At 59.9% G+C, this 8714-nt stretch carries 7 protein-coding genes; 1 reads left to right on the top strand and 6 read right to left on the bottom strand.

Features of this window, described 5'->3' with window-relative positions:
• Nucleotides 1–96: 96 nt before the first annotated feature.
• The 3 genes from BI292_RS11945 to BI292_RS11935 form a co-directional block, all read right to left on the bottom strand.
• Complete coding sequence (locus BI292_RS11945) at nt 97–825, bottom strand: aspartate/glutamate racemase family protein (RefSeq protein WP_101207997.1); 729 nt, start codon at nt 823–825, stop codon at nt 97–99.
• 56 nt (nt 826–881) lie between these two features.
• Nucleotides 882–2411, bottom strand: coding sequence for an NCS1 family nucleobase:cation symporter-1 (locus BI292_RS11940; RefSeq protein ID WP_101207996.1), 1530 nt, complete (start codon nt 2409–2411; stop codon nt 882–884).
• A 554-nt stretch (nt 2412–2965) separates the two neighbouring features.
• Nucleotides 2966–3706 (bottom strand): phosphoadenylyl-sulfate reductase, encoded by a 741-nt coding sequence (locus BI292_RS11935; protein WP_092270992.1) that lies wholly within the window; start codon nt 3704–3706, stop codon nt 2966–2968.
• A gap of 173 nt (nt 3707–3879) precedes the next feature.
• Between BI292_RS11935 and thrH the strand changes: the two genes are divergently transcribed.
• A complete protein-coding gene (gene thrH / locus BI292_RS11930; protein WP_101207995.1) occupies nt 3880–4497 on the top strand; it encodes a bifunctional phosphoserine phosphatase/homoserine phosphotransferase ThrH in 618 nt (205 codons plus the stop codon).
• A 91-nt stretch (nt 4498–4588) separates the two neighbouring features.
• On the opposite strand, the gene pabB is transcribed toward thrH, so the two are convergent.
• From pabB to BI292_RS11915, 3 genes are all read right to left on the bottom strand, one after another.
• Entirely contained in the window at nt 4589–5926 is a 1338-nt protein-coding gene (gene pabB / locus BI292_RS11925; protein ID WP_101207994.1) for an aminodeoxychorismate synthase component I, read from the bottom strand.
• Nucleotides 5927–6193: 267 nt separating this feature from the next.
• Nucleotides 6194–7180, bottom strand: a complete 987-nt coding sequence (locus BI292_RS11920) for an alpha-L-glutamate ligase-like protein (protein ID WP_092270983.1) — start codon at nt 7178–7180, stop codon at nt 6194–6196.
• Nucleotides 7180–8712, bottom strand: a complete 1533-nt coding sequence (locus BI292_RS11915) for an inactive transglutaminase family protein (protein WP_092270980.1) — start codon at nt 8710–8712, stop codon at nt 7180–7182. Before BI292_RS11915 ends, BI292_RS11920 begins: the two co-directional genes overlap by 1 nt.
• Nucleotides 8713–8714 lie beyond the last annotated feature (2 nt).

Genomic DNA, 8714 nt, shown 5'->3' with positions numbered 1-8714 from the left:
GATCCGGGTGAGGCCTTCGCGGGCAAGCCTCGCTCCTACAGAGATTTTGCAGGTCCTGTAGGAGCGAGGCTTGCCCGCGAAGAACGATAACGCGGTCTACTGCCCGAAACGCCCGGGCCAGCCAATGATTTTCTTCGGCCGCGGCGTCGCGTAAGTCCGCACTTTCGACGTCGACAACCCCAAGCGCACCAGCGACTCGGCAATCGTCACCGCCGCTGTCACGCCATCCACCACCGGCACGCCGGTGCGCTGGCGGATCTGCTCGTCCAGCCCGGCCATGCCGCCGCAGCCCAGGCAAATCACCTCGGCTTTATCCTCCAGCACCGCCAATTCCGCCTGACGAACAATTGCTTCCAGTGCGCGTTGCGGCTCGGATTCGAGCTCCAGCACTGCCAGACCACTGGCGCGCACCGAGGCGCAACGGTCCCACAATCCAGACAGTTTCAGGCGATCCTCGATCAGCGGCACGGTGCGGTCCAGCGTGGTGACCACCGAATACGCGTGACCGAGAAACATCGCGGTGCTGGCCGCCGCATCGGTGATGTCCACCACGGGCACGTTGAGCAATTCCTGCAAACCTTCGCGACCGTGTTCGCCGTAACCGGCCTGGATCACCGCGTCGAACGGTTGGTCGTAGGCCATCACCCGGTCCATCACGGCGATGGCGGCGAGGTAGCTTTCGAAATTGCCTTCAATCGAATCGGCACCGAAGTACGGCGTCAGGCCGACGATTTCAGTGCCCGGCGCGGCGACCGATTGCGCCTGACGGGCGATGGCCTGGGTGATGGATTCGGTGGTGTTGACGTTGACCACGAGAATTCGCATGGGAAATCCTTATAACGGGTGGTTCGGCGGCCCGACATCGCCGGGCCGCGAGGGAGTTAATGGCTGACGTTATCGACCGCGATGCATTCGCCGCTGACATCGGCGTAATGCGCCTCGCGCTTGGCGATGATCAGGTACAGCATCCCGGCAATCCCGGCGCCTATCAGCCACGAGAACGGCGACACCAAGTGGAAACCCGGCACCAGCGCCAGGACGATGGCGATCAGTGCTGCAGGAATAAACGCCGCGACTGCGCGCAGATTGACCCCGCGGCTGTAGTAATAAGCGCCGTTGGGGTCTTCGCTGTACAACTGCGGCACGTTGATCTGAGCTTTTCGCACCAGCCAGTAGTCGACCATGATCACCCCGTACAACGGGCCGAGCAGGGCGCCGAGGCCGGAAAGGAAGTACACGATCACCAGTGGGCTGTTGTAGAGATTCCACGGCAGGATCAGCACGGCGATGGTCGCGCTGATCAGGCCGGCGCGGCGGAACGTCAGGTATTTCGGCGCCAGGTTGCTGAGGACGAAGGCTGGCGCAACGAAGTTGGCCATGATGTTCACCGCCACGGTGACGATCAGGAACGCCAGGCAACCGAGCACCAGAAAGAACGTGTTGGGAATCGAGGCGATGATTTCCGTCGGGCTTTCGATGATCCGGCCATTGATCTGAAATTGCGCGCCGCAGAGCAGAACGGTGATGGCCGCGAACACCAGAATATTCACCGGCAGGCCCCAGAAGTTGCCGACCTTGATGGTTTTGCGGCACGGCGAGGAACGCGCGAAGTCGCAGAAATTGAGGATCAGCGTGCCGTAGATCGCCAGCCACAATGCGCCGCCGGCAAAGATATTGCGCCACATCTCGGCGCCGGTCAGCGGCTCGCGAGTCGACCAGGCAATGGTCGCGTTGGCCTGAAAATACATCCACCCGGCGAGCGCGGCGACCGTCAGCAGAATCACCGGCCCGGCGAACGCCTCGTAGCGCCGGACCATTTCCATGCCGTACGCGAGGATCGCCAGTTGCACCAACCAGATCGCGACAAAACAGATCCAGCCCAGCGTCGATAAGCCGAGGATCGAGTCGTGGTCGTAATCGGCGAATCCGGGATGCACGGCGGTCAGCAGCACGCGAAAAACCACTGACGCCAGGTACGTTTGAATGCCGAACCAGGCGATGGCGATCACCGCGCGGATCAGTGCAGGAATTTGCGCGCCGTGGATGCCGAAGCTGATCCGGCTGATCACTGGGAACGGCACGCCGGTTTTCTGCCCCATGTAACCGGACAGGTTCATGAAGCAATACACCAGCGCCGCGCCGATCCCCAGCGACAGGAGGATTTGCCAGCCGCCGAGGCCCAACGCGTAGAGACCGATGGCGAACGAGTAGTTGGCGATGTTGTGAACGTCGTTGGTCCACAGCGCAAAAATACTGTAACGCCCCCAACGCCGGCCTTCAGCCTTGGTCGGCGCGAGGTCTTTGTTGTGCAGGCGAGGGCTGAGGACCACGGGTTGGTTGTGGGTGTCGAGGACAGGGGGTGAGGAGGGCAGATCCAGCGCGATGTTGTTATTGGAGAGGCTAGTACGCATTCCGGCAGGCTCCTGAAGCTTGGCGTCGCGATGACTGTGCGTGAGCGTCGGCTCGACAAATCTTCGTCGCGGGCAATAAGCATCATTGGTTACGGGGCATCTGCAGCCTGTACGGGATAGGGCGCTTCAGGCTTGCGGATCGAAAGTGTGTGTATGTCTTGTCGGTGATTGTATACAAAACATGTATGCACTTAAGCCAGATCTATGCCAGTTCAGGATCTATGAAAAACCCTGCTCATTTCGAATGGTTATGGATTGGCGATAAGTGGTTGAAAAAAAGGCGATATAAATTGACCGATTGAACAGGTATTTATTTTTGGCGAGGTTTGTGGGAAATGGTGACTGAGGGAGTCAGGGAGGAGTTGTGTAACTTTTCAGGGCGCTGAAATGAAAAGTGCACACATAAATGGCACCGATGGTGACAGTTGTGTACACATTTACGTGGGAGCAAAGCTTGCTCGCGATACCGGACTGACATTCAACATCGATGTCGACCTTTATACCGCTATCGCGAGCAAGCTTTGCTCCTACGGGGGGATGGCGCGAGGGTTGGTTTACACCTTGGATTTGCTGATGATATTCCCCGCATGCAGCCCGCATTCTTTCTGCGTGGCTTCTTCCCACCACCAGCGGCCTTCGCGTTCGTGCTGGTTCGGCAACACCGGGCGGGTGCAGGGCTCGCAGCCGATGCTGATAAAACCGCGCTCGTGCAGGCTGTTGTATGGCAACTCCAGCATGCGGATGTAACCCCAGATTTCTTCGCTGGTCATCTGCGCCAGTGGGTTGAATTTGTACAGCGTGCGTTCCGGCGTCGAGAACGCGGTGTCGATTTCCAGCACCGCCACGGCGCTGCGGGTGCCGGGGCTCTGGTCGCGGCGCTGGCCGGTGGCCCAGGCGCGGACAGTCGACAGTTTGCGCCGCAGCGGTTCGATCTTGCGGATCCCGCAGCATTCGCCGTGGCCGTCCTTGTAGAAACTGAACAGGCCTTTTTCCTTCACGAACGGTTCAAGTTTCGTGTAGTCCGGCGACACCAGTTCGATGTCGATCTTGTAGTGCTCGCGCACTTGGTCGATGAACCGATAGGTCTCCGGGTGCAGGCGGCCGGTGTCGAGGCTGAACACTTTGACGTTCTTGTTCAGCTTCCAGGCCATGTCCACCAGCACCACGTCTTCGGCGCCGCTGAAAGATATCCACAGCTCATCGCCGAACTCGGCAAAGGCGAGTTTGAGGATGTCCTGGGCGGATTTGTTGGCATAGGTCGTGGCGAGTTCCACGACATCGAACGATGGGCTCATCAGGGCGGCTTCCTACAGGTCGGTGGCGCTGGGCGCTCTATATGGCGCCGATGGTAACAAAAACCCGCTGCCGCTGGCGCGCCCTCTGCGTTGCGCAGCCTCGTGCGAGTCGCTAGAGTTCGGCAGTCCTTTTGCTCGCTCGACTCAATAATCACTACAAATGGGAGTGTCTTGTGGAAATTGCCTGTCTGGATCTTGAAGGTGTGCTGGTCCCGGAAATCTGGATCGCTTTCGCGGAAAAAACCGGGATCGAATCACTCCGGGCCACCACTCGGGACATTCCCGATTACGACGTATTGATGAAGCAGCGCCTGCGCATTCTCGACGAGCATGGCTTGAAGCTGTCCGACATTCAGGAAGTGATCGCCACCCTGCAACCGCTGGACGGCGCCATCGAGTTCGTCAACTGGCTGCGCGAGCGCTTTCAAGTGGTGATTCTGTCGGACACCTTCTACGAGTTTTCCCAGCCGTTGATGCGTCAGTTGGGTTTCCCGACGTTGCTCTGCCATCGGCTGATTACTGATGACACCGGGCGGGTGACGAGTTATCAGTTGCGTCAGAAAGACCCCAAGCGCCAGTCGGTGCTGGCGTTCAAGAGCCTTTATTACCGAGTGATCGCGGCGGGGGATTCGTATAACGACACGACGATGTTGGGCGAGGCAGATGCGGGGATTCTGTTCCACGCGCCGGACAACGTGATTCGCGAGTTTCCGCAATTCCCGGCGGTGCACAGTTTTGCGGATTTGAAGCAGGAATTCCTCAAGGCCTCCAACCGGCCGTTGAGTTTGTAGTCGACCGGAAAAACGCCTTCGCGGGCAAGCCTCGCTCCTACGGGATCAAACGCCGCAAAACCCGTAGGAGCGAGGCTTGCCCGCGAAGCTCTTAAAGGTTCTGCAAAGTATCGAGCAGCACTTTCACTTTGGTGATCGATTCCTGATATTCGGCCTGCCACTCGGAATCCGCGACAATCCCGCCGCCGCCCCAGCAACACACCTGCCCATCCTTGACCAGCAAGCTGCGGATGGCGATGGAGCTGTCCATCTCGCCGCGCACGTCCAGATACAGCAGCGAACCGCAATACAACCCGCGCCGGGTCGGCTCCAGTTCATCGATGATCTGCATCGCGCGGATCTTCGGTGCGCCGGTAATCGAACCGCCGGGGAAACTGCCGGCGATCAGGTCCAGCGCATCCTTGTCCTCGGCCAATTCGCCGGTGACGCTGCTCACCAAGTGATGCACGTTGGGGTAACTTTCGAGGCTGAACAGCTCCGGCACCCGCACCGAGCCAATCCGGCACGTGCGGCCCAGGTCGTTGCGCAGCAGGTCGACGATCATCAGGTTTTCCGCGCGATCCTTGGGGCTGGCCAGCAGTTCGGCGGCGTTGGCGGCGTCTTCGGCCGGGTTCACGCCGCGCGGGCGCGTGCCTTTGATCGGGCGGGTTTCAACCTGGCGTTGGCTGACTTTGACGAAACGTTCGGGCGACAGGCTCAGCACTGCGCCGCCGTCGGGCAGACTCTGAAACCCGGAAAACGGCGTCGGGCAGGCTTCTCGCAGTGCGCAATAAGCGGCCCACGGGTCGCCCGCGCACTCGGCGCGGAACCGTTGGGCGAAGTTCACCTGATAACAATCGCCAGCCTGGATGTATTGCTGAATCCGCTCCAGCGCCTGGCGATAGTCGTCAGCACTGAGATCGGCGTTCATCGGTGCTTGCAGCTTGAACGGCGCGACCGGGTTATCCACAGGCTGATTGAACAGGTCGATCAGGCGCTCGCGTTCGCTGGCGGGCAGCGACGGGTGAAACACCAATTGGCTGGTCATACGCAGGTGATCGCTGATCAACGCCCAGTCATACAAACCAAACCGTGCATCCGGCAAGTGCAAGTCGTCCTGCGCCTGGCTTGGCAGGTGTTCCAGATGACGGCCGAAGTCGTAACTCAGGTAACCGATCAGACCTCCGGCGAACGGCAGTTCATCCGCGACAGACGCTTCGCCGAGTGCCGTCAGATGGCTGCGCAACCGTTGCAGGAAATCGCCACCGCTTTCGTCTGGCAATACCGCCAGTTGTTGCAGCGGCCAAGCGCTGAGCAAATCGAAACGCCCGCGATCCGCCGTCGGCCGGCCACTGTCCAGCAGCACGGCGCCGGGGGCATGACGAATCGCCGCGAAGTAGTCGGCGGGGTTGCTGCGATAGGGCAGTGGGTGTACGGAACAGGTCAACATGGGCGGGGCGTATCAGCCATCGAGGCGGGGTGGCGATTGTAGTCCCCTGAGGGATTTGCTCCTAGAGGGGATGTCGGTGTTGGGTAGATCGGCAGCGACTGGCGCGAAACCTGTGGCGAGGGGGCTTGCCCCCGTTCGGCTGCGCAGCAGTCGTAAAACCGGCTAACGCGGTCTACCTGACACTATTGAATTGGATGGTTTGGGGCTGCTTCGCTGCCCAACGGGGGCAAGCCCCCTCGCCACAAGCATTTGGGTGATCCTGGACGATCAACCCTCGACCGGCGGAATATGCCCGAACATTTCCTGCGCAAACGCTACCCGTTCCTCAACCGTCTCGACCACTCCACGCGCTTTCAGCTCTTCCAGCCGTGCTTCGACCGCGTGGGTGCGCAACGTCAGGCCGCAATCGTTGGCAATCTGGATGTTCAGCCCCGGCCGCGCGTTGAGTTCGAGAATCAGCGGGCCTTTCTCTTGATCGAGCACCATATCGACGCCGATGTAACCCAGACCGCACAACTCATAGCAGCCTGCCGCGAGTTTCATGAAACCGTCCCAGTAGGGCAGTTGCACGCCATCCACCGCGTTGGTGGTGTCCGGGTGTTTGGTGATGATGTTGTTCAGCCAGGTGCCCCGCAGCGTCAGGCCGGTGGCCAGATCGACGCCGACGCCGATGGCGCCCTGGTGCAGGTTGGCCTTGCCGCCCGACTGCCGCGTCGGCAGGCGCAACATGGCCATCACCGGATAACCCATCAACACGATGATGCGAATATCCGGCACGCCTTCGTAACTGATGCTTTTGAAGATCTGGTCCGGCGTCACGCGGTATTCGATCAGCGCGCGGTCGCGGTGACCACCGAGCGAATACAGGCCGGTGAGGATGCTCGAGATATGGTGCTCGATCTCCTCGTGGCTGATGATCTTGCCCGACACCGTGCGATAGCGGCCTTCAAAACGGTCGGCGATCACGATAATGCCGTCACCGCCGGCGCCCTGGGCCGGTTTGATCACGAAGTCGCTGCGACCGCCAATGATGTCATTGAGGTTGTCGATTTCCTTTTCCGTGGAAATCACCCCGTACATCTCCGGCACGTTGATGCCGGCGGAGAGCGCGCGTTCCTTGGTGATGATCTTGTCATCGACAATCGGGTACAGACTGCGCTTGTTGTACTTGAGCACGTAGTCGGCGTTACGCCGATTGATGCCCATGATGCCCCGGGCTTCCAGAGCCTTCCAGGTCTTCCAGAAACCGAACATTACGAGTCAGCCTTGAGGAACGCTTTGAAGCGCACCAGTTCGGTCAGGCGATAGCCACGATAGCGACCCATGGCCAGCATGAAGCCAACGAGGATCAACAGAATCGCCGGGAACGTGAACACGAAGTACACCAGTTCCGGCACGCTCATGATCAGGTGCGCCAGCGACGCGGCGAACAGCGTACCAATCGCCACTTTCATCGCGTGCCCGGCACCGCGTTCTTCCCAGGTGATCGACAGGCGTTCGATGGTCATGGTCAGAATCACCATCGGGAACAGCGCCACCGACAATCCGCGTTCGAGGCCGAGTTTGTGGCTGAACAGGCTGATCGCGGCGATCAGCACCACAACAAACGTCAGCACCACCGACAGCCTCGGCAACATTTGCAGCTTCAAATGCTCGAGGTAGGAACGCAGCGACAGCCCCAGCGCGGTGATGATCGTAAACAGCACAATGCCGAAGCCCAACTGCGTTTCGCGGAACGCCAGGGCGATCAGCACCGGGGTAAAGGTGCCTAGGGTCTGCAGGCCGATCAGGTTGCGCAGGATCAGGATCACCAGCACGCCAATCGGGATCATCACCATGATCATGAACGTCTGCTGGGTTTGCAGCGGCAAGCCGTACAGCGAGTATTCGAGGAAGTTGGCGTCGGTGTTTTCGTCGGTCAGCTTGGCCAGGCGAATCGCGTTCATTTCGCTGTTGTTGAGGCTGAACGTCACGTTGGCTTTCTTGCCGCCATCGACGGTGATCAGATTTTCATCGCCGGTCCACCACAGCAGGCGGTCGGTCGGCAGGCCCTGTTCGCCGGTTTCCGGGTTGAAGTACAACCAATCGGTGCCGTTGAAACTGCGCAACCACAATTCCGGGGTTTGCGGTTGGTCGGCGACGAGGCGGATGGTGTGGACTTTTTCCACCGGCACGTGCGCGATCGACAGCACCAGTTCGACGATCTTGGCTTTGTGCCCGCTCGACGGATCGCCGCCCAGCAGCAGTTTCACGTTGTCATCGTTGACGTTGTTGACCCGCTTGATCGCCTCGCCAATAAAGGTTTCGACGTCGGCGGAGTGTTGGCGGATCGGCGCGAGCAGGGCTTCGGCGGCGACCTTCTCCGCGCCTTCGACGGCAATGCTGTCGCGGAAGGTCGGGCCTTTGATCTTGGCTTTTTCGCCGGTGTAACGCTTGGTCAGGACCAAACGGTAATAAAGAGTCTGATTGCCCTTGGCCCGACGTGCCGACCAGGTGACCTTGCGGTTGCCATCGACGCGGTTCACCGCAACGCCGTAATTATTCGAAATGAAGCTTTCGTTCAGGCTCACATAGTCGCGGCTCAACGGCGGCACGAACATCTGGATCTTGACCGGGTCCTTGGCGCTGGCGACGAACTCGACCTTGGCGTCGATGTTCCACAGGTCGTCCGTGGCGTCTTCGGTCACGGGGATGCCGAGCACGAAAATCTGATAGGCCGTAACTGAAATGCCCAGCACCACCAGAATGGCGATGAGGATTTTCAGGTGAAGGTTGATAGAGCGCATTG

Source organism: Pseudomonas sp. 43NM1 (assembly GCF_002836905.1).
GTDB lineage: Bacteria > Pseudomonadota > Gammaproteobacteria > Pseudomonadales > Pseudomonadaceae > Aquipseudomonas > Aquipseudomonas prosekii.
Note: the sequence above shows the minus strand (reverse complement) of the source record. Positions and strands in the feature narration are given on the sequence as shown.